The sequence below is a fragment of the Rhizobium mesoamericanum STM3625 genome, assembly GCF_000312665.1.
Taxonomy (GTDB): domain Bacteria; phylum Pseudomonadota; class Alphaproteobacteria; order Rhizobiales; family Rhizobiaceae; genus Rhizobium; species Rhizobium mesoamericanum.
The window spans coordinates 1,471,592-1,495,127 of record NZ_HF536772.1 but is presented as its reverse complement, the minus strand read 5'-3'; the positions used below and the strand labels follow the sequence as shown (position 1 = coordinate 1,495,127).

General features: G+C 58.9%; 24 protein-coding genes and 2 tRNA genes. 11 read left to right on the top strand and 15 right to left on the bottom strand.

Features of this window, described 5'->3' with window-relative positions; genetic code table 11:
- Positions 1-6 precede the first annotated feature (6 nt).
- From ybaL to BN77_RS07215, 7 genes are all read left to right on the top strand, one after another.
- Positions 7-1,821, top strand: coding sequence for a YbaL family putative K(+) efflux transporter (gene ybaL, locus BN77_RS07245; RefSeq protein WP_007530048.1), 1,815 nt, complete (start codon positions 7-9; stop codon positions 1,819-1,821).
- Between the two features lie 54 nt (positions 1,822-1,875).
- On the top strand, positions 1,876-2,259 hold the full coding sequence (locus BN77_RS07240) for a hypothetical protein (RefSeq protein WP_007530046.1): 384 nt from the start codon (positions 1,876-1,878) through the stop codon (positions 2,257-2,259).
- Between the two features lie 93 nt (positions 2,260-2,352).
- Complete coding sequence (gene secD / locus BN77_RS07235) at positions 2,353-4,908, top strand: protein translocase subunit SecD (RefSeq protein ID WP_007530044.1); 2,556 nt, start codon at positions 2,353-2,355, stop codon at positions 4,906-4,908.
- 231 nt (positions 4,909-5,139) lie between these two features.
- Positions 5,140-6,762, top strand: coding sequence for a VOC family protein (locus BN77_RS07230; protein WP_208856431.1), 1,623 nt, complete (start codon positions 5,140-5,142; stop codon positions 6,760-6,762).
- 659 nt (positions 6,763-7,421) lie between these two features.
- The gene (locus BN77_RS07225; protein ID WP_007530034.1) at positions 7,422-8,339 is read left to right on the top strand and encodes a glycosyltransferase family 2 protein; all 918 of its coding nucleotides are present in this window, start codon (positions 7,422-7,424) and stop codon (positions 8,337-8,339) included.
- A gap of 68 nt (positions 8,340-8,407) precedes the next feature.
- Positions 8,408-9,898 (top strand): lipopolysaccharide biosynthesis protein, encoded by a 1,491-nt coding sequence (locus BN77_RS07220; RefSeq protein WP_007530032.1) that lies wholly within the window; start codon positions 8,408-8,410, stop codon positions 9,896-9,898.
- 41 nt (positions 9,899-9,939) lie between these two features.
- Complete coding sequence (locus BN77_RS07215; RefSeq protein WP_007530030.1) at positions 9,940-10,959, top strand: polysaccharide pyruvyl transferase family protein; 1,020 nt, start codon at positions 9,940-9,942, stop codon at positions 10,957-10,959.
- Positions 10,960-10,970: 11 nt separating this feature from the next.
- On the opposite strand, the gene BN77_RS07210 is transcribed toward BN77_RS07215, so the two are convergent.
- Positions 10,971-11,867, bottom strand: coding sequence for a DMT family transporter (locus BN77_RS07210; protein ID WP_007530028.1), 897 nt, complete (start codon positions 11,865-11,867; stop codon positions 10,971-10,973).
- Between the two features lie 144 nt (positions 11,868-12,011).
- The gene (locus BN77_RS07205; protein ID WP_040677627.1) at positions 12,012-12,437 is read right to left on the bottom strand and encodes an OsmC family protein; all 426 of its coding nucleotides are present in this window, start codon (positions 12,435-12,437) and stop codon (positions 12,012-12,014) included.
- 235 nt (positions 12,438-12,672) lie between these two features.
- Here BN77_RS07205 and BN77_RS07200 point away from each other — a divergent pair, with 235 nt between their 5' ends.
- Positions 12,673-12,879 (top strand): hypothetical protein, encoded by a 207-nt coding sequence (locus BN77_RS07200; RefSeq protein WP_007530024.1) that lies wholly within the window; start codon positions 12,673-12,675, stop codon positions 12,877-12,879.
- Between the two features lie 103 nt (positions 12,880-12,982).
- Here BN77_RS07200 and BN77_RS07195 read toward each other — a convergent pair whose 3' ends face one another.
- Positions 12,983-13,387, bottom strand: coding sequence for a heme-copper oxidase family protein (locus BN77_RS07195; protein ID WP_007530022.1), 405 nt, complete (start codon positions 13,385-13,387; stop codon positions 12,983-12,985).
- A gap of 244 nt (positions 13,388-13,631) precedes the next feature.
- Here BN77_RS07195 and BN77_RS07190 point away from each other — a divergent pair, with 244 nt between their 5' ends.
- Positions 13,632-13,865: a hypothetical protein gene (locus BN77_RS07190; RefSeq protein ID WP_007530021.1), complete on the top strand. Its 234-nt coding sequence runs from the start codon at positions 13,632-13,634 to the stop codon at positions 13,863-13,865.
- Positions 13,866-14,145: 280 nt separating this feature from the next.
- Here the strand turns inward: BN77_RS07190 and BN77_RS35810 are convergent, their stop codons facing one another.
- Complete coding sequence (locus BN77_RS35810) at positions 14,146-14,886, bottom strand: alpha/beta fold hydrolase (protein WP_425280231.1); 741 nt, start codon at positions 14,884-14,886, stop codon at positions 14,146-14,148.
- A gap of 744 nt (positions 14,887-15,630) precedes the next feature.
- Between BN77_RS35810 and BN77_RS33415 the strand changes: the two genes are divergently transcribed.
- A complete protein-coding gene (locus tag BN77_RS33415; protein WP_040676848.1) occupies positions 15,631-15,825 on the top strand; it encodes a hypothetical protein in 195 nt (64 codons plus the stop codon).
- Positions 15,826-16,344: 519 nt separating this feature from the next.
- On the opposite strand, the gene BN77_RS07170 is transcribed toward BN77_RS33415, so the two are convergent.
- The 10 genes from BN77_RS07170 to BN77_RS07125 form a co-directional block, all read right to left on the bottom strand.
- A tRNA-Phe gene (locus BN77_RS07170) sits at positions 16,345-16,420 on the bottom strand.
- Positions 16,421-16,604: 184 nt separating this feature from the next.
- Positions 16,605-16,814 (bottom strand): DNA gyrase inhibitor YacG, encoded by a 210-nt coding sequence (gene yacG / locus BN77_RS07165; protein WP_007530015.1) that lies wholly within the window; start codon positions 16,812-16,814, stop codon positions 16,605-16,607.
- 18 nt (positions 16,815-16,832) lie between these two features.
- Positions 16,833-17,453: a Maf-like protein gene (locus BN77_RS07160; RefSeq protein ID WP_007530013.1), complete on the bottom strand. Its 621-nt coding sequence runs from the start codon at positions 17,451-17,453 to the stop codon at positions 16,833-16,835.
- Positions 17,454-17,506: 53 nt separating this feature from the next.
- Positions 17,507-17,725 carry a translation initiation factor IF-1 gene (gene infA, locus BN77_RS07155; RefSeq protein WP_003545338.1) on the bottom strand — a complete coding sequence of 73 codons (219 nt, stop codon included), beginning with the start codon at positions 17,723-17,725 and terminating at the stop codon, positions 17,507-17,509.
- Positions 17,726-17,843: 118 nt separating this feature from the next.
- Positions 17,844-18,320 (bottom strand): arsenate-mycothiol transferase ArsC, encoded by a 477-nt coding sequence (locus tag BN77_RS07150; protein ID WP_007529990.1) that lies wholly within the window; start codon positions 18,318-18,320, stop codon positions 17,844-17,846.
- 5 nt (positions 18,321-18,325) lie between these two features.
- Positions 18,326-18,799, bottom strand: a complete 474-nt coding sequence (locus BN77_RS07145; protein ID WP_007529989.1) for a UPF0262 family protein — start codon at positions 18,797-18,799, stop codon at positions 18,326-18,328.
- A 3-nt stretch (positions 18,800-18,802) separates the two neighbouring features.
- Positions 18,803-20,101, bottom strand: coding sequence for a histidinol dehydrogenase (gene hisD / locus BN77_RS07140; RefSeq protein WP_007529986.1), 1,299 nt, complete (start codon positions 20,099-20,101; stop codon positions 18,803-18,805).
- A gap of 36 nt (positions 20,102-20,137) precedes the next feature.
- Positions 20,138-20,575, bottom strand: coding sequence for a DUF2948 family protein (locus BN77_RS07135; RefSeq protein ID WP_007529984.1), 438 nt, complete (start codon positions 20,573-20,575; stop codon positions 20,138-20,140).
- A 115-nt stretch (positions 20,576-20,690) separates the two neighbouring features.
- Positions 20,691-21,983, bottom strand: coding sequence for a UDP-N-acetylglucosamine 1-carboxyvinyltransferase (gene murA / locus BN77_RS07130; RefSeq protein WP_007529982.1), 1,293 nt, complete (start codon positions 21,981-21,983; stop codon positions 20,691-20,693).
- Positions 21,984-22,086: 103 nt separating this feature from the next.
- Positions 22,087-22,281, bottom strand: coding sequence for a hypothetical protein (locus tag BN77_RS07125; protein ID WP_007529979.1), 195 nt, complete (start codon positions 22,279-22,281; stop codon positions 22,087-22,089).
- A gap of 152 nt (positions 22,282-22,433) precedes the next feature.
- Between BN77_RS07125 and BN77_RS07120 the strand changes: the two genes are divergently transcribed.
- Positions 22,434-22,508, top strand: a tRNA-Thr gene (locus BN77_RS07120).
- 368 nt (positions 22,509-22,876) lie between these two features.
- On the opposite strand, the gene BN77_RS07115 is transcribed toward BN77_RS07120, so the two are convergent.
- Positions 22,877-23,536, bottom strand: a 660-nt coding sequence (locus BN77_RS07115) for a hypothetical protein (RefSeq protein ID WP_040676843.1), incomplete at its 5' end; no start/stop codon positions are given.

Sequence of the window (23,536 nt, the reverse complement as noted above, 5' to 3'; positions counted from 1 at the left end):
AGAACGATGCCGCACGATACGCCTTTAATTTCGACGATCGTCGGGGGCCTCGTGCTGGCGTTCATCCTTGGCGCGCTTGCCAACAGGCTCCGCATGCCCCCCTTGGTTGGATACCTCGTCGCCGGCGTGCTCGTCGGCCCGCATACGCCCGGCTACGTTGCCGATCAAAGCCTAGCCCCTGAACTCGCCGAGATCGGCGTCATCCTGCTGATGTTCGGCGTCGGCCTTCATTTCTCCGTGAAGGATCTTCTTTCCGTTCGCGGTATCGCAGTTCCGGGCGCCATCGTGCAAATTGGATTTGCAACGCTGCTTGGCTGGGGACTGGGTGCCCTCATGGGGTGGCCAACGGGAGGAAGCCTCGTCTTCGGCCTAGCACTTTCGGTCGCTTCCACAGTCGTCCTCTTGAAGGCGCTACAGGAGCGACGGCTGGTCGAGACTGAGCGCGGCAGGATTGCAGTCGGTTGGCTGATCGTCGAAGACCTCGCAATGGTCCTGGCGCTCGTGCTCATTCCGGCGGCCGCCAGTATCGGTGGCGGGGAACATGCGACGGTCGAGCCAGTTTCTGCCGCAGTCAACCGACTCTTTGGCCTTGATCTCGGCATCGGCGGCGTCATTGTCATGACTTTGATCAAAGTCGGGTTGTTCATGGGGCTGATGCTGGTTTTCGGGCGGCGCATCATTCCCTGGATGATGTACCGCATCGCGCAGACCGGATCCCGTGAACTTTTCCGCCTCGGTGTCCTTGCAATCGCACTCGGCGTAGCCTTCGGTGCTTCCAAGCTCTTTGGTGTTTCGCTAGCGCTTGGTGCTTTCTTCGCCGGCATGGTTTTATCCGAGAGCGAACTCAGCCATCGCGCTGCCCAGGAGAGTCTCCCCCTCCGCGATGCCTTCGCGGTTCTGTTCTTCGTCTCGGTCGGCATGCTGTTTTATCCGAACATTCTGATCGAGAAGCCGCTCCCGGTGCTTGCAACCGTCTTCATCATTGTGATCGGCAAATCGATTGCCGCGTTCCTGATCGTGCTGCTGTTCCACAAGCCTGTCAGCACGGCGCTGACGATTTCGGCCAGCCTCGGGCAGATCGGCGAATTCTCCTTTATCCTGGCAACGCTCGGGGTCTCACTCGGCCTCCTGCCAGAAGAAGGGCGCGACCTCATCCTTGCAGGCGCAATCATCTCGATCATCCTCAATCCGCTGCTTTTCTACGTCTGCGATCGTCTGCGCCCTGTGCTGGATCGGACAAAGCGCGATGAGCCCGCCGTCGAACCGGTGGCGGAGAAAGCACCCGAACCTGTCGAAGAGCCAGCCGAGGAGGATGACGTGCAGCCAACAGCGCTTCGCGGGCACGCGATCCTTGTCGGTTATGGCCGTGTGGGCAGCATCGTCGGTCAAAACCTCAAATCTTCACGTACGCCTTTCCTTGTGATCGAGGACTCGGACAAGCGCATTGGCGAGTTGCGTGATCAGGGGACCGAAGCAATAAGTGGCAATGCGGTGTCGCGCGAGGTACTCAGCCTTGCCAACATCGCCGGCGCCCGAAGTCTCGTCGTCGCCATTCCAAACGCGTTCGAGGCCTGTCTTGTCGTCGAGCAAGGCCGGACGATCAACCCTTCCATCCTGATCGTCGCACGTGCGCATTCAGACGCCGAGGTGGCAGCGTTGCGGGAATATGGTGCAGACACGGTGATCATGGGGGAACGGGAAATTGCAAGGTGCATGGTTGACCGGCTCGCCCAAGTGCATCATGACAGTGTGCGCTATGAAGACGAAGACGAGGCTGCTACAATCGCCACCGAGGAAGCGTCTTCTCCAGATAAAAGATGAGAGACTTTTGCGCCGTTGAACCGGTACGAGGCTGAAAATCCAGACAACTGCGAGATGGGGCTCGATGCGCGCCGCATGAGTGGTCGTGTTGCGATCTCGCTGGTTATTGCCATCTTCGCCTATCTCGGCCTGCTGTTCGGCGGCAATTTCGTCATCGTCCCGACGCGTGGCGCGAATTCGGTTTCGTCGTCCAGCAAGGACGGCCAGCCACTGCAACTAAGCGCGCGAGATGCCGTCCGCGGTATATTGACGGCCGATCGCAAAACGGCGCCGAAATATGCTTCTTACGATTCCGGCGCCGTGGCGATTGGCACGGCTCCACGCATTAAGCCGCCCATTGCCGGTGAGCCACGTTTTTCGGAAGCCTCGCATGCCTCAATTCCCGCGGCCGAAACTAAGGCTTACGATTCGCACGGCCCGCCAGCGGCCGCGGCATAAATGCGCGCCTCACTGGCGCTTTCCATTGCTTTTTAAGACACGCCGCCTGCGCGAGGAGCGCAGACTGAGGCGTTATCAAGGATAAACAACAACATGCGTAATTCACCATGGCTGGTGTTCACCTATACGGTGATCATTCTCCTCGGCATTCTGATCGCTTTGCCGAACGCACTGCCGCAATCAACGCTCGACCGCTTGCCTTCATGGTTGCCACACAACCGTGTGTCGCTCGGCCTCGACCTTCGCGGCGGCTCGCACCTCGTTCTCGAAGTCGACGAAGCGGATCTGACCCGCGAGCGCCTGCAATCGCTCCTGCAGGATGCCCGCCGGGTTCTGCGTGAGAAAAATATCCAGCCAAAGTCTATCGTTCGCAACCAGAACCAGATCGTCGTTACGCTGACAGACACTGCACAGACCGACGATGCCGTCACGCAGCTGAAAACCCTCGGCAATGCAATCGCCACCGGGATCAGCGCCGGCCAGTCCGATCTCTCGGTGACGACAAGTGGCGGCAATATCATTGTCGCCTTCTCGCCGGCCGGCATCGCAAGCAATGTCGATTCTGCAGTCCAGCAGAGCCTTGAAGTCATTCGCCAGCGCGTCGACCAGGTGGGCGTTGCCGAACCGACAATCCAGCGTATCGGCGGAAACCGCGTGCTGGTGCAGCTTCCCGGTGCACAGGATCCATCCCGCCTTCGCCAACTTCTCGGCTCGACCGCGAAGATGTCCTTCCACATGCTTTCCCCGAACAATGCTCCGGGACCAGGTGTGACGATGCTGAAGGACGAGCAAGGCAACAGCTACGCAGTTCTCGACCGTGTTGAAATCTCCGGCGACCGTTTGTCTGATGCCCGCGTCAGCTTCGATCCGAACACGCATGAGCCTGTCGTTTCCTTCCGCTTCGACAGCGCGGGCGCAACCCGTTTCGCTGAAATCACCCGCCAAAATGTCGGCAATCCGTTCGCTATCGTTCTCGACGATAAGGTCCTGAGCGCACCTGTTATCCGCGAACCGATCACCGGCGGCTCCGGCCAGATCTCCGGCAATTTCTCGGCCGACAGCGCAACCACGCTTGCCGCCATGCTGCGCGCCGGTGCCCTGCCCGCTAAGCTCACCGTCATTGAAGAGCGCACCGTCGGTGCCGACCTCGGCGCCGACGCCATCCGCATGGGTATCTATTCGGGTCTCGTCGGCTTCGTGCTTGTCGCAGCCTTCATCTTCATCTTGTACGGCACGTGGGGCTTCCTCGCGAACTTCGCCCTGCTCATTCACACGATCTTGACCTTCTCAGCCTTGACGCTCGTGGGCGCCACGCTCACCCTGCCAGGTATCGCGGGTGTCGTTCTCGGTATCGGTCTTGCGGTTGACGCGAACGTGCTCATCAACGAGCGTATTCGCGAAGAGACGCGCAAGGGCAAGAGCGCCTTTGCCGCCATCGACACCGGTTTCCGTCGCGCCTATTCGACGATTATCGACGGTAACATGACGGCGCTGATCGCGGCGGCGATCCTGTTCTGGTTCGGTACCGGCCCGGTCCGCGGCTTCGCTGTAACCATGGCGCTTGGCCTGATCATCTCGATGTTCACGTCCGTCGCCTTCGTTCGCGTGACGATGATCGAGATCACGCGCCGCCGTAAGCTGAAGGTTCTGAACATCCGTCCGCTGATACCGATGATGTTCAACCCTTACGGCCGCCACATCCAGTTCATGAAGGCTCGCTTCTTCGGCGTGACGGTCTCAGCGCTGCTGTCGATCGCCTCGGTCGTGCTCTTTATTCATCCGGGCCTGAACTACGGCGTCGACTTCCGTGGCGGCATCCAAATGTCGGTGAAGACACAGGAAGCCGCCGATCTCGGCCGCTTCCGCGAGGGCCTGAACAGCCTCGGCCTCGGTGAAGTGTCCCTCCAAACCTATGGCGACAACAACACCATGGCAGTGCGTGCGCAGCGCCAGGACGGTGGAGAAGAAGCCCAGACTGCAGCGGTCGAGAAGCTGAAGGCGGAGATCATCAAGATCGATCCGTCTGCAACCGTAACCGGCACCGACGTCATCGGTCCGAAGGTCAGCGGCGAGCTCGCCTGGGCCGGCATCCTGTCGGTCGTTATCGCAAGCTTGGCGATGCTGTTCTACATCTGGTACCGTTTCGAGTGGCCGTTCGCGGTCGGCGCGATCGTCACGCTTATCCTCGATGTGACCAAGGCGATCGGATTCTTTGCCCTGACGGGACTGGACTTCAACCTCACCGCTATCGCGGCAATTCTGACGCTGGTCGGCTATTCGGTGAACGATAAGGTCGTGGTCTACGACCGCATGCGTGAAAACATGCGCCTCTACAAGTCGATGCCGCTGCGCGAAATCATCGACCGCTCCATCAACGAGACGCTGGCACGAAGCCTTTATACCAATGCGACGGCCTTCCTCGCCCTCCTGCCGATGGCGATTTGGGGCGGCAGCGCGGTCTCGAGCTTCGCGATCCCGATGGTTTTTGGCATTCTCGTTGCCGGCGCTTCGTCGATCTTCATCGCAGCACCGATCCTGCTTTTCCTCGGTGACTGGCGTCGCCGCCACGGCAAGGCTGTCACTACCACGGAAGCCGCGGCAGAGATCATTCCTCCGGAACAGGGCCAGTCGCGCAAGACTGCCGGCTAAACAGGGGTACAGCTGTGACGCGCCAAGGGCGCCGGTTGCAGAGCCGGCGCCCTTGGCGCGTCAAGGCTCTCGATGCAGGTGCCGACACGACCAATGCCTACGAGATAGAGCAGCGGCTCTCCAGCAATGCCGCTAATCCCGGACGCACTGGATAGTTTGGATTTGCAGCCACGCCGAGATAAGCTAATTCTTTATGCGGAACCTCAGAGGCGAAACTCCAATTATAACGGCATGACGTTTATACTCGCGCTGATTCTGGCGATTGTAACGCCCTCCAAGTCATCCGGACTGTATTCAATGGTATCTGGCATCCATCACGTGACCCTAATAACCCGAAAGGTACAGGCAAACGTGGATTTCTACGCGGGGTTTCTCGGCATGCGGCTGGTCAAGCAGACCGCCGGTTTCGAGGATGCAACCCAGCTTCATCTCTTTTATGGAGACGCGAAAGGCAGCCCTGGCTCACTGGTAACGTTCCTCGTTTGGGAAGATGGTTCGCCCGGACGCGTCGGCCACAGCCAGATCGGTGAACTGTCGCTTGCCATCGATCCGGCCAGCATCGGTTATTGGCTGACGCGCTGCATGAGTTTCGGAATTCGCTCGGAAGGTCCGGCCGATGAGTTTGGCGAACCGGTCCTGCGCCTGAAGGATCCGGACAATATCATCGTCAAGCTCGCGGGGGTCCGCGAGCTGAAGTCGCCCGCTGTTTGGGATGGCGCGGGCGTGCCGGTGGAGCACGCCGTCCAACGTGTGCGAGGCGTTACCATGCTGACGGAAACGCCGGCCGAAAGCCGTGACTTCGTCGAGCGCCATTTCGGCTATCGTTTCAATGCCAATCGCGGCAGCATCGATCGGCTTGTGTCGGAATCGGGCGATGTCGTCGATATCAGGAACGCCCGAGGCTTCTGGTCCGGCGCACCAGGCCCCGGCACGGCCGATCACGTCGCGTTCCGCGCCGGTGGTGAAGAGCAACTTCACAAGGTGCACGATGCGCTGAAGGAGGGCGGAGCGGCAGCGACAAACCTGCATGATCGCAAATACTTCGAATCGCTCTATGCTCGCGAACCTGGTGGAACACTGATCGAACTGGCGACCGACAAGCCCGGCATGATGGTGGACGAGCCGCAGGCTACGCTTGGCACCAAGCTTTTCGTTCCCAAAGACCCGATCACCGATCTCAAGGATCTGAAGGTCGTGCTTCCGCAGTTTTCGATGCCCGGTGAGCCACGCATCAATTACCGCGACTTGCCTTTCGTGCACCGCTTCTATACGCCCCCGGACCCAGACGGCAACGTCTTTGTACTGCTGCACGGTTCTGGCGGGAACGAAACGACGCTGATGCCGCTCCTGCACGAGGCGGCCCCGCGCGCCACATTGCTAGGTGTTCGAGGACGAGCGACCGAGGAAGGCATTCCGCGCTGGTTCAAGCGTATCACACCGTTCTCCTTCGATCAGGACGATATCAAGAGCGAAGCCGAGGCATTTGCAGCTTTCATCGAGGGCGCCGTGTCGTCATACGGTCTGGATCCGAAGAAGATCGTCTATGTCGGCTATTCCAATGGCGCGAACCTGCTCAACTCGCTCCTCTATCTGCATCCAAACCTTGTGCACAGGGCGGTTCTGCTGCGTTCCATGCCCGTGTTGAAAACCTATCCGCACGCTGATCTCAAGGGCACGGATCTCCTGGTTATCAGCGGAAAGACGGATGCCTATGGCAAATATGCCGGCGAGCTCGAGACGCGCCTGAGGCAATCGGGAGCGACAGTCGATTCGGACGTCATCGCTGGGGGTCACGATCTCGGGGACGCTGACATCCCGATTATCCAGAAGTGGCTGTCGCAGAAACGCAACTGACACGGACGGCCTCTCGCTACGCGGGCACGGCGTCTCAGGCGGCGAGCCCCATCTTCAGATACGGCACGCAAACACCGGCAATTCCGTCCTCTTGTTTTGTTCGGAAGCAATAATTGAAAGAAGAAGCGAGCAAGCTACCATCAAATTGCGCTAAACGGATCAATGTCTTTGTTCCCTGCCGGTTGCACTTTTCTGCTTCGTGTTGGGTCTGAACAGTGATCCCGGTACGCCGGCACGTGGTGGTTATTTTGTTATTCGCGATGGAGTCTACGTTCGTTTCTCCAGGGATCTAAAGCTGCCGCATCATCTATTGTGAGACATACATAACGCACGTATATCTTAATTCGTTCTTACATTTTCATACAATAACGGCCACATAAATTACACTACGTTCCTATATTTTTGCCTCGCCTATATTATTTCACTTTTTAATTAGAAATTCTAAGAATTATTTTGACTTGCATTATCCACAGATTTTAAGATTTTACTTTTACGTCTATATTTTAATTATCTTCCTCTCTACAGAAGGCAAGAAATTACCACATTCGTCTGCGAACTGCTCAATCTGTTCTATTTTGCTGCAGCGCAAAATGCTCCTTGCCGAAGCAGGATCTCAGCCCTATCCTCGCTTCGACATCGATCGCAGAAGGGGAAATTGAATGCCTCCTCGACCCGTGGACATCAGCCTGATCATCTCGTCGAGAAATCGGGCCCATGGACTTACGAACTGCCTGGATGCTGTTTCTGTTGCCGCCCGGCAGGCAGACTATCTAAGACTTGAACTCGTTTTCGTCGACAATGGATCCACAGACGAGACGTCGGATGTCGCGCGCCGGTGGGCGTCGACCGCTCCGATCAAGACTAACTTGATCTATGAAGCGAAGCCCGGCCTCGCCGCCGCCCGCAATACCGGGTTGAACGCCGCAAGAGGTCGCATCCTCGCCTTCACCGACGATGATTGCGAAATATTTCCCGACTATTTCAGCACGCTCGCAGCGCTGTTCAGCTCGGATACGGAGATGGTCATGCGCGGCGGGCGGATTGAGCTCGGCGACACACGCGACTTGCCGGTGACGATCAAGCCCGAGATGGAACCTGCGGTCCTGACCAGCAACCTGCATGCCGGCGGCTTCATTCATGGTGCCAACATGGCGTTTCCCTACACGCTTGTCGAGAAGATCGGTCTCTTTGACACGCGTTTTGGCGCCGGGTCGCCGTTCCGTTCCGGCGAGGACACCGATTATGTTCACCGTGCCTTCAATGCCGGCGTGCGTGTTGAATATCTGCCCGATTTTGCCGTCAAACACTTTCATGGGCGACGCGAGCTCGCGGATATTAAGCGGCTCCAAACCGGCTACGCCTTCGGCAACGGAGCGCTATACGCCAAATACCTCTTCGATCGCAGGTCGAACATGCGCGGCATGCTGCGCTGGGAAATCCGCCAGGCCCTAATGGAAACGATGGGGCGCCGAAAACTCAACGAAGAACTTGGCCTGACCTACCGAAGCCAGCTTCGTGACAACCTAACCGGTATGCTCGCTTACTGGCGGGCTCCGAAGGCAAAGCAGCCCGCCTGAGGCGCTCGCCTCGCCGCCAACAGAATCAACACGCGAGCCCTCGCGAGCCAAATTCGATTGGATAATGCATGGCCAATACGGCAATTGCCCACGCCGACCTTAAGAAGAAAACCGCGCTTTCCGTCCTCTGGTCGGTCATCCGCGTGGCCTGGAGCACGATCGCAACCTTTGTGATCTTCGTTATTCTCGCCCGCATTCTCGGCCCGGGCGATTTCGGCACCTTTGCGCTTGCAAGCCTGTTCGTGGAAATAGGCCGCGTGCTTGCCTATGCAGGCCTCGGCGACGCTGTCACGCGTCAGCTCGATCTCGACGAAGAGCTTGCCGATACGGCCTTCTGGGCGACGATTGCCTTCAGCGCAATCGTTGCCTTGCTCGTGTTCTTCTTTGCACCCTACTACGGCAATCTGGTGCGTGACCCGTCGGTATCAGGCATCCTTCGCTGGCTGGCGCCGCTGCTTCCGATTTCCTCGCTGGCGGTTATCCATAATGCGCGGCTCGCACGCGAATTCGGCCACAAGAGCCTCGCCGGACAGGCAATCGCCGCAAGCCTGCTGTCGGGCATCACGGCCGTCGTCTGCGCCTTTTTGGGCTGGGGCGTCTGGGCGCTCGTGGCGCAGACCGCGGTCAACGCCGCCGTGACCGTGCTCCTCGGTTGGTTCTACTATCCCTGGATGCCGAAGTTTCGCTTCAACCTCACGATGTTCCGCTCCGTCTTTCTCTTCAGCATCAGCCTCGTTGTGACGCAGCTGATGTGGATGCTGCTTGCGCGCGTGCAGGACATCTTCATTTCGCGCTGGTTCGGCCCAATCGAAGTCGGCCGCTATCGCATCGCCTGGCGGCTGATCGAGCTGATCGGGCAGGCCGTGCTCGCGCCGATCGGCAGCGTGTCGCTCGTCACGCTGTCGCGGCTGCAGAAGGACGCCACCGCCTTCCGAAACGCCTACAATAAGATTGTCGGCGCAGCCGCGCTCGGGACGATCCCGCTGCTGCTCGGCTTCGGCGCCCTGTCGAACGACATGATCGCCCTGCTCTTCGGCAACAAGTGGGGCAATGCCGGCGACATCGCCACCGTCCTCGTGCTGATGGCCGTTCCCTTCGTCATGAACTTTTTCGCCTCCTCCGCGCTTTCGGCGGTCAACCGGGCGGAATCGATCCTGTCCGTCGCTGCCCTGCAGCTCGTGACGACACTGATCCTTACCTGGCTGCTCGTCCCCTACGGCGTTGTCGCTGTTGCTGCCGGCTACACGCTGCGCGCCTGGCTAACGATGCCCTATCAGCAGTATGTGCTTGCGCGATACGCGCATATCGACGCCAAAAGCACTCTGAAGGCAGTCGCCCTGCCCTTCTGCGGCGCGGCGCTGATGGCCGTTTGCGTCTGGCTCGCGCATCCTGTCATTCTGGCGCATGTTCAGAACCGCTGGCTGGCGCTCGGCCTCAGCATTGGCCTTGGCGGCGTGATTTACCTTGCCTTCCTGCCGATCTTCGGCCGCTCGGTCATCCGCCCCTACATCACGCTCGCCATTTCCCTCAACCCATTCCGCAAACAGGCCGAAGCATAGCCGCTTGCATGGACTACTTGTCCGTAAACAAGGAGCATTTCATGGAATCCAATATTACGATCATCAACCGCCTTCAGGGCGTGATCGCCAATTGCCTTTCCGATCTCTTTGATCCGTCCGAGCGTTTTGCGCTTCTCGACTTTCCGAACCACTACAATATCGGTGACAGCGCCATCTGGCTCGGCGAGCTGGCCTATTTCGACCGCAAGCGCACCCGCCCGTCCTACGTGACCGAAATCCCGACTTATGATGAAGAGCGGATGCTCGGTGCGATCGGCAGCGGCCGCATCTTCCTGCACGGCGGCGGCAATTTCGGCGATATCTGGGCGGGCTATCGCCAATTCCGCGAAGGCATGCTTGACAAGCACAAGGGCCGACCCATCGTCCAGATGCCGCAGACAATTCATTTCAAGGAGCAGGCCAACGTCGATAGCACCGCGCGCGCGATCGAGCGCCACGGCCAGTTCACGCTGCTCGTCCGTGACCAGCGCAGCCTGGAATTTGCCCAGCGCTGGTTCCAGTGCGAAACGCGCCTTTGCCCCGACATGGCCTTCTGCATTGGCCCGGTCGCTCGTCCGACGCCGCAGCACGAGCTCTTGCTAAATCTGCGTGAGGACCAGGAAGTCGGAGCCGCACAGGACCTGACCGCTGCAACCTTGCGCCCGGGCACCGTGAAATCGGACTGGCCCGACGAGCCCGCCGATTTCCAGCGCCAGACGAAGCATGCCGCGATCTTGAAGGGCCTGCTCACCGGACGCATCGGCGGCCGCGCGCGGATGACGGAGCTAGCGTATCGCGAACGGGCGCAGCAGCGCTTCGACCGCGGCGTGGCCCTGCTGGGTTCGGCGCGCCAGGTCATCACTGACCGCATGCATGGGCATATCATGTGCGTGCTTCTCGGCGCCGATCACTGCGTCCTCGACAACAGCTACGGCAAGACGAGCAGCTTCATCCAAGCATGGGACACCTGCAACAGCGACAAGGCAGAACTTGCCGCAACGGTCGACGAGGCGCTTGCCATTCTCGATGCGCGCCGGGTCGAGCCGGCGACCGCCGCCTGAAAGGCTGTCAATCAGCCTCGCCGGGCAACCAGAATCCCGGCGAGCACGACGGCCCCGCCGATCGCCTGCATTGGCCCGATCGGCTCGCTGAGCAGCACCCAGGCAAGGATTGCCGCCACAACGGGCTGCAGCAGCAGCGTCAGCGATGAGAAGGCGGCCGGCAGATAGGCAAGCGCATAAGCAATGGCCACCTGCCCGCCCGCATGGCTGACGAAGGCAAGGCCGAGGACGATTGCCCAGCCCTTGGCTGTCAGCGGCAGCATGTGGCCTTCATAGAAGAACCCCAGCGGAAAGATGCAGACGGCGGCAGACGCAGTGCTCCAGAGCATAATGCGGGCCGTATCGAAGCGGCTGCGCAGCTTGCCGATCGCCAGGATGTAGCCCGCATAGAACACCGCTGCGATTACGGCGACGCCATCGCCGCTGAGATCGCCATTGCCGAGTCCCGCCGGACCACCCTTCAGGATGACCAAACCGGCAAGCGCCAATACCAGACCGAGAACGAAGACACGCGTGACCGCCGCACCGAAAAACAGTAGCCCGATCACCGTGACGAAGACCGGGGCAAGATTGGCGAGCAGCGTTGCGTTCGCCACGGACGTCATGGTGATCGAGAGGTGCCAGGCGGCAAGATCCATGGAGAGCACGATGCCAGGGAGGATCAGCAGGGCATAGTCCGACAGCTTTTCAGGCTTCGGTCCCGCATCCTTGCCCTTCGAAAACGAGAAGATGAGGATTGGGATCAGGGCCAGGGCCACTCGCCAGAAGGCCGTTGCCATCGGCCCGACTTCCGACAGCCGCACGAAGATCGGCGAGCCGCCGATCGCTGCACCGCCAATGATCAGGGCGACAAGGGCCAATCGGTTGGATGCGGGGGGTTCAGCAATGGTCGAAGCGGCTTGCGACATGTCTCTCGAATGCTTTCTGACGCCTTGAAACTGGCAGCGAGCAACGGAGCTATCAGAAGCTGTAGCGAGCGGATAGCCGAGGAACGACAAGGGCAGGCAAACGCGCAATCTTAAATGCCCGCCGATGCGAATTTACCGCACAAGTCAACCCGAGATGACTGTCGAGAATCTAGGCGTCCCGCGGATGGTGTTGCTAACCGTGCAGATCTCTTCCGCCGCATGCGCAATCTTCAGGCGCGTCTCTTCGTCGAGGTCGCCTTTGATCGAGAAGGCGATGTTGAAGGTCTGGACGCGCGACGGGGCCTCGCTCGCCTTCTCGCCGGTGACATCGGCGGCAATCTCCGTGACGCGATCGAGGATGCCCATCTGACTTGCGGCAATGCGGGCGCTCAGCACCAGGCAGGCCGAAAGCGACGCATAGAGAAGATCCAGCGGATTGAAACCCGGTTGCGAGGCGCCGGTGACGATATCGAGCTCGCCCTTGGTGGCCGAAGTGACATGTGGAAAACCGGTGCGGCCAAGAACGGCGGTTGCGCCAACGGGACGGGGACGGGCCTTAAGATCGGCCATGGAAAATCCTTTGGTGATGATGACCTGTCCTAGATAGGCGTTTCGAACCGTCGCCGCAACGCGCTTCTGGTCTGGACGCGCGAGCAAGAAGACCGTCCAAATTGATTCGGCCTGCTTCAATCTACCCGCTCGTCAACCCCAGTTTCCCATCCCGATTTCTGAGGATAGCCCCAGGTAAGCTTCGAGGGGCAATATAAGTATGTCCTAAAACAGAAACGACTCATTGGAGTTATCCATGCGAGCACTTGCGGCTGTTCCTGTTGCACCCAGCGTCATCATCGATGCCGAGCCATTCGGCTATGTCAGAAAAGTCTACGTCGACGACGAAGCTTGCTGGGGTCTTTTTGATTCCGATGGCGACGTGATCTTCGTCGGCGACGCCGTCCGCGAATGCCACGACTACGCGGCCAAGGAACAGATCCGGATACAGATCATTCATTAATCTGCCGGCCGCGCCCGAACTGGCGCAAAATCTAAAAACGGGCGCTGCAAAGCTGCCCGGCAAGCACACTAAGCCTGCCGGGCCAAAAATGCAGGAAAGTCCATCAGCGATATGACGGCGCCGGCGGTGTCACCGCCACCTTCTCGCCGGAGAAGATGATGAACGCGAAGAGCAATACGCCGGCCAGCGTAACCAACGAGGCAATCGCCACGATAGGCTCCATGGCCGCGTTCCCCTGAAGCATGAGATAGAGCGACGGCACCATCAAAGCGATGCCGGCCGTGTACACATAGTACTGGATCATGGCGATACGCTTTTCCGCCTTGTGGGGATTGAGCGCATGGTAACCGCCAAAGATCGCCATGGTCACCCAACCCAGGAGATTACAGTGCGCATGGGCACCGATGACGCTGTGATCGCCCGAGATCGCCATTTTAAGACCCATGATGATGCCAATGAGCAGAAATAGAATGGCTGTTTTGAAGTAAAGTTGCGAGATGCGTGGCATAGATTCCCCCTCCGTTTGCATCTCAAGTATTATCATGGTGCACGAGCAAGGAGAATAACCTAGTCTCTGGCGTCGTTAGTTTAACAACAGTGTTCCGTTACAATCGTCAAAGCAAGTCCGCGAGACAGCATTCTTCACCGGTCAGGCGGACCGGCGCACGGAACTGGCGCGACAAATTTATAAGCAATTCCTTAAACTCATCTCAGTTACTCTGTATCGTCGGCTCGTTCGCGGAGAAATGGAAATGCGAGACGTCTACAAACCTTTCGTCGCCATCGACGACCCCGATCGGGACATCCGCTGCCAGGACGCGCTGCAGTTCGCCTTCCACGATCTCGTCGCGGCATCGGTGAAGGCAGGCTGGAACGAGGAGGAAGCGCTGGAGGCCATCATCGCGCTTGCCGACGATAGCCTCAGGCGGATCTGCGCCAACGACGACGCCCAGACGCTGCTGGATATGCTGCGCAAGATGGCTTAGGTCGGCGATCGGCACCCAGAGCCGAGGCACATAAACTCAACAAAAACATGGTTTTATGCTGCGGCTGAACACCAAAAGGGATGCATCATCATTTTCCTTTCGAAAAGTATCGCGCCCACTTCGGTTACCCGGTTGAGCTCGAATGCAGAGAGGAAAGGCCGCGGCTGTTTGAGCGGGCATGGCCGTTTAGTGCTTCTTGTGAAGTCTCACCCGGGACGATTTGCCTCTTCGGGGGGCGTTGTTTCTGCTGCCTCAGCATTGTCGGCAAGCACCCTGTCAATCACAGCCACGAAGGCGCAAGGGTTTTCGACCTGCGGCAAGTGCCCGGCCTTCGAAACCGAGAACACGCGCGAGCCGGGATTGGCCGAGCAGAATCTACGACCTCCGCGATTTTCATGTTCGGCAGAGCATCCTGATCGCCCCATACAAAGTCAATCTTGGACGACGGTCGGCCGGAGGTAGTCTTCGCGGAATGGAGGAGCCGGAACATGACTTTCGCCATCTCGGTCCCCGATTCCGAGAGACTGACTCTAACTGCCTCAGGGATGTTGATCGGACTGAAGAATGCGGTCTTGAATACTGCAGGACTATAGAAGTTCGTGACAAGGTTCCTTAGGGCTAGCGAATGGAAAGGCCAGATTCCCAGGACTTTGCGCATCGGGAGTTGATAAGGGGGAAAACCGTTGACCATGATCAAGTATCGAACGAGATCGGCACGATCCAGCGCGAGCTGCCATCCGACACTTGCACCAAGCGAATTGCCGATCACGGCCACGTCCCTGAGTTCGAGCGCAGTCAAAAGGTCGGCGCAGACTCCAGCATAGTCGTGGTAGCTGGCCAGCGATGCTCCAAAATCACTCCATATTCCCGGTAACTCGATGGCAATAACCGCGTGCTGCTTGGCCAAGTGCAACCATACCGGACCCCAATGAGCTTCGGCCCCGGCCCAGCCGCCGTGGATGAGCAACACGGGCGAGCCTTGGCCACCAATCCAGTACCCGCATGAGCCAGATGCTGTCATCACGTTAGTCAACTTCATCTTGAACCCTGCGCACAAAAAATGCCTTGAGTTCGGAGAAAACCCTCGCCGCCGCGCCCCACCTCCCAGACATTGGGGTGACGGGTCGGCGCGATAAGCTACCAAGTAGGTCCGAGCCTTCGCCCGTTTTGTACCACGCGTTTGCAATACATCGGGAGCCAAACATGAAAGGGGTTCAGTCGTTTCGGTACGAGTGTAATGTCGGCTAGATTGCATAGTTGCAATTTCTTCTGCTGAGAAACACAGAAGAATCTCGAAATCTGAACTAAGGCCATTTCGAAACCCGCTCCCACACCGCCTGAATGTCGCGGCTAATCGCTAAGCTGCGCTTGGATGGGGACACCGCGCGCGGTGGCGAGTCCGTCGTGCGAGTGGCGAACTCTTTTATGGCATCATCCAAGACGGCCCCAAGCATCAAGGGACACAGATATACGGTGCTGCATCGAGCCGAAGTTATCAGCACGCTGGTGCGGGACCGCCGCTATGGAGGGAAACGCTCTCGATGAAGGCGCCAATATCTGTTCGCAGAGGGGAGTAAGGCGCAAGAGCGTCAACACGATAAAAGTCATGGTGCTTGCCGGGGTAGATTTTGCAACATCCCGGAACAGCATCATTCCACTTTTCAGTTGGCCGATGTGGATCAAGTTCCCCCCAAAATACCATGCTGGGTATATTTAAGGCAGACGTTTCCAAGCGCAGTCTGGTTGATGACACGCATATCAGGGCTTGGATCTCCAACCCCTCTTTGACCGCACCCCACAGAGCAGTTCCACCGGAGCTGAAACCGATCCCAAAGCACGCGCGTCCGTTAATCTCGCGAAGTTCCCGAACGGCATGCTGCATACCGTCTTTGTTGACAAGATGATCGTGAAGGTCGTCTCCGCGCAGACCGGGACGCCCGCTCAGGTCGGCCAATTCTAAAACACGATGCTCAAAGCATCCAACATCCAATAGTTCAACAAAGGTTTCGGGAAACCCATGAATGTCACCAACGACCAACAGGTGACGCGTTCTTGAACTGTACATTATCAGACCAATTTTTTGCGTTTCAAGAGCCGTCCACCATCGTACCGAAGTTCACCCTTCCGTTGAACGGAAGGGTCCGTCTGTAGTGCCGAGCTCGGCACAAAGATCGGCCACCTTCAATGGCTTCAGCAGTTGAGCTACGACAAGGACGTAAGCCACAATGCGCATTCTCACGGAGATAGACAAGGACCATGGAACAATCGCCCCTGGTGCTCGGCCACGCCGCGGAAGCAATGGCGAAGCACTACTCCCGGCGCGCCACATGACAACGCGCACGACGTCCGCGGTCCGCGAGGCCGAACTGAAGGGACGAAACACGAAAGTTGTCAAATCCGCAGTTTGAAAGTGTCAAACTCGAACGAGCAAAGGATGAGAATAACGCAAAAAAACGGTTGGTGTAGCAAAGAGTTAGAGTGGTGCCCAGAGCCGGAATCGAACCAGCGACACGCGGATTTTCAATCCGCTGCTCTACCAACTGAGCTATCTGGGCAAACCCGCTCCGCAGACGTTCTTTCGTGTGAAAGAACCGAGGGGCCTTGGTTCGCCCCGGAAGCGAGCGGGGTTATAGCATCTTGTCCGGACATGGCAAGCGCCAAATGGCAGTTTTTTGAGAAGCCGTGGTATTTTCCAAATTCATCAACGAATTTAATGGCTTCACCCGTGGAAAAATCGACTTAGTTCTCGTCCTCGCCGTCCGCCATCGCTTCGTCGCCGGCAACTGGAATGGCATAGGAGCCGGATAGCCAACGCGAAAGATCGAGCTCGCGGCAGCGGTTCGAGCAGAACGGATAGTGTTCTCGCTGGGAAGGCTTGCCGCATTCCGGGCATGGCCGTGTCTTGCGCAATGGTTCGACCTTGGGGGCTGGTTTCTTTTCGGCAGACATCATCGGTTCCTTCGAGGATCAGACCTCGGGCCACCGGCTATGCACGTCGAAGCCTTCGCCGGTCAACAGAAGGATGGTTTCATAAAGTGGCAGACCGACGACATTGGTGTAGGAACCAACCATTTTCTGCACAAAACTGCCGGCCAGGCCCTGGATGCCATAGGCCCCGGCCTTGCCACGCCACTGCCCCGACGCAAGGTAGTTTTCGATCTCGAAACCGGAAAGGCGTTTGAAGCGAACCTTGGTCTCGACGATCTTCTGCCGGATCTTGCGGTCGGGGGTCACCAGGCAGACACCGGTATAGACCCAATGGCTACGTCCGGAAAGCAGATACAGCGAGGCCGACGCCTCGTCCGCAAACTCGGCTTTGCCCAGAATGCGGCGCCCCACGGCGACCACGGTGTCGGCAGACAGAATGTAGCTGCCCTTCCACATCATGTCGCCCTTGATCGCGGCAAGTGCTGCCTCGGCCTTTTCGGTCGACAGGCGCCTGGCGAGCGAGCGCGGGTGCTCGGACTTCTTAGGCGTCTCGTCGATATCCATCGGCATGAGACGCGACGGCTCGATCCCTGCCTGATTGAGCAGATCGACGCGGCGGGGCGAGCCGGAAGCCAGAATGAGCTTGTATTTCAGCGTCATGGAACCTCGACCACCGGAAGACGGAGAAAGGAGCCTTTTGAGCCCTGTAAGCCCTACTTGAAGCGGTAGGTGATGCGGCCCTTGGTCAGGTCGTAGGGGGTCATTTCAACGAGAACCTTGTCGCCAGCCAGAACGCGGATGCGGTTCTTGCGCATACGGCCAGCCGTATGGGCGATGATCTCGTGTTCGTTTTCGAGCTTCACGCGGAACGTCGCGTTCGGCAAAAGCTCGGTCACAATACCCGGAAATTCAAGGACTTCTTCTTTAGGCATATAGTGGTTTTCTTCCTGTCGGTTGAGATGACGGCAGATAGCCGCCCAAATTTTGCGCGGAAACTACACAATCAGCGGAGGTTTGTGAACCTAATTGATCGCGTTTCCGTCATTTGTTTCATGCCGATTGCGCGGCGATGCCGTTTCTCCTGACCAGCCGGCTCTCGATAAGTTCTGTAAGGTGATCGCGAACTTCCCGATAGCTGTCCAGAATCTGCTCCCGCGTGCCTTGGACGACGGTCGGGTCCATCGTTGGCCAATAGACGACTTCAATGGCGTTTGACCGGGTCAGTTCCAGCGCGGCATGGTGTGCCTGCGGCGAGAGCGAGATGATCAGGTCGAAGTAATCGTCCTCGAGTTCCTCCAGCGTGTGCGGATGATGCCGACCGAGCGACAGCCCGATCTCCTCCAGCGCAACGTCGACGAAAGGATCCCGCTCGCCGGAACGGACACCCGCTGACCTGATGTAGACGTTCGCCGGCAACATACTGCGGGCGATCACTTCGGCCATTGGGGAGCGGATCGCGTTCATGCCACACATGAACAGGATCGCGCCCGGCCTTGCCCCCTCCCCTCCCTCGACCGCGGGCTCCATCGGCGTCAGCCGCGCCAGTAGAGCACGCAGACCAGCGTGAACAGCCGGCGTGCTGTATCGAAATCGACCTCGATCTTGCCATTCAGACGGTCCCTCAGCGTCTGTGATCCCTCATTGTGAATGCCGCGACGCCCCATGTCGATCGCCTCGATGCGGCTGGGCGAGGCCGAGCGGATGGCCTCGTAGTAGCTTTCGCAGATCAGGAAATAGTCCTTCACGATGCGGCGAAACGGCGTCAACGACAGGATGTGGGTCGCCACCGCGCCCCCATCCTCCGTCGTAATTGCGAAAACCAGCTTGGAATCGACCAGTGAGATGTTCAGCCGGTACGGACCACCGGGATGGCCGATCGGCGTAAAGCTGTTTTCCTCAACAAGATCGAAAATGGCGACCGCGCGCTCGTGTTCGACGTCGGGCGTCGCTCGGCCGATGGTGTCGTCAAGAACGACGTCGCAAAGCCGAAAGTCGCCCGCTGCCATCTGTCACCCTTCCAGGTTCAGCCGGATCGCAACCGACCGCGCATGTGCGTCCAGTCCTTCGGAAACGGCAAGCGCAATGGCAGCGGGGCCGAGCGTGCGAAGCTGCTCGGGACCGAGACGCAGGATCGAAGTGCGCTTGACAAAATCGAGCACGGAAAGACCGGAGGAGAACCGGGCCGAGCGGGCCGTCGGCAAAACGTGGTTCGAGCCACCGACGTAGTCACCGATCACCTCAGGCGTATGGGCGCCCAAAAAGATCGCGCCGGCATTGCGAATCCGCGACAGCAGCGCTTCCGGATCGGCAATGGCAAGCTCCAGATGTTCGGGCGCGATCCGGTTTGCCAGCGGAATGGCGTCCTGCAAGGACTTTACGAGAATGATCGCCCCAAAATCGCGCCAGCTCGCGGCAGCGGTTTCGGCGCGATTGAGCGTCTTCAGCTGTCGCTCGACGGCAGCTTCTACCGCCTTGGCGAGCTCCGCATCATCCGTCGCCAGGATCGCCTGCGCGCTTGCATCGTGCTCCGCCTGCGCCAGCAGATCGGCGGCGATCCAATCCGGGTTGTTGTCCTTGTCGGCGATGACAAGCACTTCCGAGGGACCTGCGATCATGTCGATGCCGACGGTGCCGAAAACCTGGCGCTTGGCGGCGGCAACATAGGCATTGCCCGGGCCGGTAATCTTGGCGACAGGGGCGATCGTCTTGGTGCCGTAGGCAAGGGCCGCGATCGCCTGCGCGCCGCCGAGGCGGTAGATTTCGGTGACGCCCGCAAGCTTGGCGGCCGCAAGTACGGCCGGATTGACCGCCCCGCCGGTTGCGGGAACGGCGATGACGATGCGGTCGACGCCGGCAACCTTGGCCGGCACCGCATTCATCAGTACCGAGCTCGGATAGCTCGCTGTGCCGCCTGGAACATAGAGCCCGACCGCTTCGATCGCCGTCCAGCGGGAGCCGAGGCCGACACCCATGTCGTCTTCGTAGATATCGTCCTTCGGCAGCTGCCGGCGATGATGCGATTCGATACGCACGGCAGCGACCTTCAAGGCGCCAAGTACTTCGGCCGGAACCGCTTCGATGGCGGCGTCGATCTCGGCCTCGCTCACGCGCATCGGCGTCACGGCAAAATCGATGCCGTCGAATTTCTTCGAATATTCGGCAAGCGCCATGTCGCCGCGCGCCCTGACATCGTCAATGATCGCGCGGACCGCAGTGTTCACATCCTCGGAGACCTCGCGCTTGGTTGTCAGAAAGGCGGCAAACCGTTGCTCGAAGCCTTCCGATGCCTGATCCAGCCAGATTGCCAATAGGAGCTCCTCTTTAGATACTCTAAGAACCAGATCTCACGCGCCGGGATGACGCGGCTTGGATGCGGTTTCCCACGCCCCACCGACATCCGCAAGCTGAACCTCGATGCACTCGACATCCAGCGCAATCGTTGCGGTGCCTGACAGCGCCAATTCAACCGTCCCCTCAGGCCCCTCGCCCTTCTGCTCGAAGCGAATGGCCAAAAGGGACAAGACGTCGTCGCGGTTCTGGCGATCGACACCGGTCGAGCGTACCGCCAGCACGCGCTTGAAGACGACAGCAGCGCGGCGGCGCTCGAAACCCTTGCGCTTGTTGTCGGCTTCCTCCCATACGAAGCGGTTGACGGCCACCGAGAATTGACCCTCCCGTGGCGACCACGCGATATCGGCGACCTTGAAGACGCTATCCTGCAAATGCGCGGAGACGACGGCAAGATCTTCGTTATCGAGCGCAACAAGCCTCAGATCCGTCATTCAGGCAAAACCCCATCACCAATGCATCGCCGGAATGGCGATGCGTCTGACAACGGACATAAGGCGCGCCAGAAGAATGCGCAACCGTGACAAAGGGCGTGTGATGCCCTTTTGGTTACTCGCTGACGCGTTCGACGATGGCGCCGCAGCGGGTGAGCTTTTCTTCCAGCCGCTCGAAGCCGCGATCGAGGTGATAGACGCGGGACACCATTGTCTCGCCTTCGGCAGCAAGACCGGCGATGACGAGCGAAACGGACGCACGCAGATCGGTCGCCATGACAGGCGCACCCTTCAGGCGCGTGACACCCTCAATCTTCGCTGTCTGGCCTGACAGCGAGATCTTCGCGCCGAGACGCGCCAGTTCCTGCACGTGCATAAAGCGGTTTTCGAAGATCGTCTCGGTGACATGCGAGATGCCGGTCGAGCGCGTCATCAGCGCCATGAACTGCGCCTGCAGGTCGGTCGGGAAGCCCGGGAAGGGATCGGTGACGATATCGACCGGCTTGATGCCAGCACCATTGCGGCGGATACGCATGCCGTTGTTGGTCTGCGAAATCTCGGTGCCGGCACGGCGGAGCGTTTCGAGCGCCGTGTCGAGGAGCGCGGTATCGGTGTTTTCGAGTGTGACGTCACCACCGGTCATGGCGACAGCCATGGCATAGGTGCCGGTCTCGATGCGATCCGGCAGAACGCGATGGCGCGCGCCGGAGAGCGAGGTAACGCCCTCGATCGTGATCGTGCTGGTTCCGGCCCCGGAGATCTTTGCGCCCATCGCAATCAGGCAGTTGGCAAGATCAACAACTTCAGGCTCACGGGCAGCATTGCCGATCACGGTCGTGCCGCGGGCAAGCGTTGCCGCCATCATCATGACGTGGGTCGCACCGACAGACACTTTCGGGAAAGTGTAGCGGGCGCCAATCAGGCCGCCTTGCGGCGCCGTCGCGTTGACATAGCCGCCGTCGATCTCGAGGTTCGCGCCGAGCGCGGTGAGGCCATCGAGAAAGAGGTCGACCGGACGCGTGCCGATCGCGCAGCCGCCCGGCAGCGAGACGCGGCACTGGCCTTCGCGGGCAAGTAGCGGACCAATGACCCAGAAGGAGGCGCGCATCTTGGAGACCAGCTCGTAGGGAGCGGTGGTGTCGACGATGGTGCGGCAGGTGAAGTGGATGGTACGCGAGTAGGCATCTTCCTGGCGTTCGCGACGGCCGTTGACGGCAACATCGACCCCATGATTGCCGAGGATACGCATCAGGAGCTCGACATCGGCCAGATGCGGCACGTTTTCGAGCGTCAGTGTATCGCTGGTCAGCAGCGAGGCGATCATCAGCGGCAAGGCGGCATTCTTGGCGCCGGAAATCGGAATGATGCCGTTAAGCTCATTACCGCCGACAATTCTAATACGATCCATGTGCGCTTACGGGCGATGCCCGCCTTTCTGAAAGGCTGTCTGAAAAAAGATGCGGGTGTTTAGACGAAATTAGCGGGGGCTTCAATTCGCCGTGAACGGAACATTACGATTCGTCCAATTTTGCGGCAGGCAGGCCGTCCGTCTCGTCCGCCTGTCCAGAGCGGCGCGCCCGTGTCTGCTGTTTGCGGCGCGACAAATTCTCACGCAGCTTTTCAGCGGCGCGCTCGCGGCGCAGTTTCGCCTGGCGTTCGATCGCCGCCTTGCGGCTGTGCTGGCCTTTTTCGGTATTGTCGGTCATGCCGCAGGCTTACCTGAATTCGCGCCAATTCAAAAGTGGCGCGACCTCAATCTCTACAAAGTTGGAAATTGCGGCTTGCGCTTATCATGAAGCTGTGGCAATAGGCCCCCCGTTCACGCAATGCAGCCGGTTCGGTTGCGCGTCTGGTCCCTGCTGCCGTAGCTCAGTGGTAGAGCACACCCTTGGTAAGGGTGAGGTCGGTGGTTCAATCCCACTCGGCAGCACCAGTTTTCCTCAACGAAATCAGAGAGATTTGGCCTCCTGACGGCGTGCGTGAGACGACACGAAACAGCATGTTCGCGTTCCATCCACTGAATGCCAATTCGGCAGACAAGTTCCAGTACGAAATCTACCAGGCCCACGCCTGCTTTTCGGAACCACTGACTACGAAACTGGGCCTATTCCCCCGCGTTAGCCTAGCTAGGTTGGTTGCGTTTAGGTCGGCTTGGAACTGGTGAAGGGGTTGAACTTTTGGTGCGTTAATTGTTTTTCTTAAATATTTTTTCAATGATGACGGTCAATGGGGCGCAGTTAGGGGCCCACTTTGGGGCTCAGCGCCCGGCCCATATTCGAACCAAAAAGCACCGATCTATCTCTATTGGAGAGCGTCCTCCAAGGATAGTCCAGACATCCCGCTGTCATGGCGGCTTTCCCATTCTGCCAAACGCCGATGCTGCCCTGTTTTAACGTAGTGTTTCCAATCTCTCACTCTCTCCGCGATCTCGCCCTTCATCCAACCGTTGGCTAGCAGAAAACCTTCAAACTCTTCGATGGGAGGAAAGCCGTCAGCAATGCCCTTTTCGCCATACCTCTCGAAGAATGGACCGCGAACGTCCTGGACTGCCGTGTCGCCGCTCGACAAGATCGGGTTAGACGCCCAGTGGAAGTAGTCAAAATTGTCGTAAGGGACTTGAACGGCTAGTACCGATCGGATCTTCTCGGCTGGCATTGAAATGGCCTTGAGGCTGTCCTCAATTTTAGCGATGGCTTCGCGTTTATCCTTGACCGACATGCCACCCCAGCGGTTGCTGCCAGAGATTTGCTGGACACTAAGCTGGCCAAACAATTCCGCAACCCTTTGAAGCTGATCGACAGTCGCTTGGGCTTGCTCCAATTTCCTATTCAATGCAGCCGCCACGCCGGTAGCACCGAACTTAAGGTCGGTTATGTCATCGAGCCGTGTCGAGAGAACAGAAAACACAAAGAGAATTGCCACGGTGATGTAAGCTGCTTTATCGCCGCCAACCAATACCAG

Bases quoted from the DNA above. Each gene is read 5' to 3' on its own strand.
- BN77_RS07150 (WP_007529990.1), bottom strand. From the start codon at position 18,320: ATGGAGCCCGCGGTCGAGGGAGGGGAGGGGGCAAGGCCGGGCGCGATC.
- murA (WP_007529982.1), bottom strand. From the start codon at position 21,983: ATGGATCGTATTAGAATTGTCGGCGGTAATGAGCTTAACGGCATCATT.
- BN77_RS07240 (WP_007530046.1), top strand. From the start codon at position 1,876: ATGGGGCTCGATGCGCGCCGCATGAGTGGTCGTGTTGCGATCTCGCTG.
- BN77_RS07190 (WP_007530021.1), top strand. From the start codon at position 13,632: ATGCGAGACGTCTACAAACCTTTCGTCGCCATCGACGACCCCGATCGG.
- BN77_RS07125 (WP_007529979.1), bottom strand. From the start codon at position 22,281: ATGACCGACAATACCGAAAAAGGCCAGCACAGCCGCAAGGCGGCGATC.
- BN77_RS07145 (WP_007529989.1), bottom strand. From the start codon at position 18,799: ATGGCAGCGGGCGACTTTCGGCTTTGCGACGTCGTTCTTGACGACACC.
- BN77_RS07225 (WP_007530034.1), top strand. From the start codon at position 7,422: ATGCCTCCTCGACCCGTGGACATCAGCCTGATCATCTCGTCGAGAAAT.
- BN77_RS35810 (WP_425280231.1), bottom strand. From the start codon at position 14,886: ATGACAGCATCTGGCTCATGCGGGTACTGGATTGGTGGCCAAGGCTCG.
- BN77_RS07135 (WP_007529984.1), bottom strand. From the start codon at position 20,575: ATGACGGATCTGAGGCTTGTTGCGCTCGATAACGAAGATCTTGCCGTC.
- BN77_RS07215 (WP_007530030.1), top strand. From the start codon at position 9,940: ATGGAATCCAATATTACGATCATCAACCGCCTTCAGGGCGTGATCGCC.
- secD (WP_007530044.1), top strand. From the start codon at position 2,353: ATGCGTAATTCACCATGGCTGGTGTTCACCTATACGGTGATCATTCTC.
- BN77_RS07195 (WP_007530022.1), bottom strand. From the start codon at position 13,387: ATGCCACGCATCTCGCAACTTTACTTCAAAACAGCCATTCTATTTCTG.
- ybaL (WP_007530048.1), top strand. From the start codon at position 7: ATGCCGCACGATACGCCTTTAATTTCGACGATCGTCGGGGGCCTCGTG.
- BN77_RS07230 (WP_208856431.1), top strand. From the start codon at position 5,140: ATGACGTTTATACTCGCGCTGATTCTGGCGATTGTAACGCCCTCCAAG.
- BN77_RS07160 (WP_007530013.1), bottom strand. From the start codon at position 17,453: ATGACGCTGAAATACAAGCTCATTCTGGCTTCCGGCTCGCCCCGCCGC.
- BN77_RS07205 (WP_040677627.1), bottom strand. From the start codon at position 12,437: ATGGCCGATCTTAAGGCCCGTCCCCGTCCCGTTGGCGCAACCGCCGTT.
- BN77_RS07220 (WP_007530032.1), top strand. From the start codon at position 8,408: ATGGCCAATACGGCAATTGCCCACGCCGACCTTAAGAAGAAAACCGCG.
- BN77_RS07210 (WP_007530028.1), bottom strand. From the start codon at position 11,867: ATGTCGCAAGCCGCTTCGACCATTGCTGAACCCCCCGCATCCAACCGA.
- yacG (WP_007530015.1), bottom strand. From the start codon at position 16,814: ATGTCTGCCGAAAAGAAACCAGCCCCCAAGGTCGAACCATTGCGCAAG.
- BN77_RS07200 (WP_007530024.1), top strand. From the start codon at position 12,673: ATGCGAGCACTTGCGGCTGTTCCTGTTGCACCCAGCGTCATCATCGAT.
- infA (WP_003545338.1), bottom strand. From the start codon at position 17,725: ATGCCTAAAGAAGAAGTCCTTGAATTTCCGGGTATTGTGACCGAGCTT.